The organism is Halorubrum sp. Atlit-26R (assembly GCF_003666015.1).
Lineage (GTDB): Archaea > Halobacteriota > Halobacteria > Halobacteriales > Haloferacaceae > Halorubrum.
The window spans coordinates 1-572 of record NZ_QPLT01000313.1 but is presented as its reverse complement, the minus strand read 5'-3'; the positions used below and the strand labels follow the sequence as shown (position 1 = coordinate 572).

The following is a 572-nucleotide window of genomic DNA, read 5'->3' as shown; positions in this document are numbered from 1 at the left end:
GATAAAGGCCTGTCACAGTCTAAATATGGTGTGGTTGTTTTATCTGATTCTTTCTTTCAGAAAGATTGGCCTCAAGAGGAGTTACGGAGTCTAGTTCATAAAAATACGAACAGTGAGTATAACCTGATTTTGCCTGTTTGGTATGATATTGGCAGAGAAGAAGTCGAAAATAATAGTCCACTATTGGCAGCTCGAATGGCAATACCTGCTGATGATTCCTCTGTAGTTGAGGTAGCTGAAAGGCTTGTAAAAGAAGTTGAATCTAATGAGGAAGATCCTACTGATCTTTCCCAGTTTGATCCCCGAACAGTAGATTTTCTCGCGGATCTAATTGCCCAGACTTGGACGGGGAATGAACTATCCCGGCTCTTTGAAAGACAGAATATTGAGATTGAATGGGATGAAGCCAAAGAAGGTTCAATTCATGAATATATTTCTACATTCCCAGTAGAAGCGAAGGAAAAGGGAATTGACTTAGAAAGCGCCCGAAAGAGCGCAGTTCGAGATGTATTAGAAGCGATTAACCAAGATGAAAGTCGTTCATTAAGAGATCTGCTTGAAGCTCTAGCACA

Annotated in this window: 1 pseudogene; it reads left to right on the top strand. The window is 40.7% G+C overall.

The features are described 5' to 3' along the window. A pseudogene (locus DVK07_RS23015) lies at window positions 1–572 on the top strand (toll/interleukin-1 receptor domain-containing protein); the annotation flags it as partial.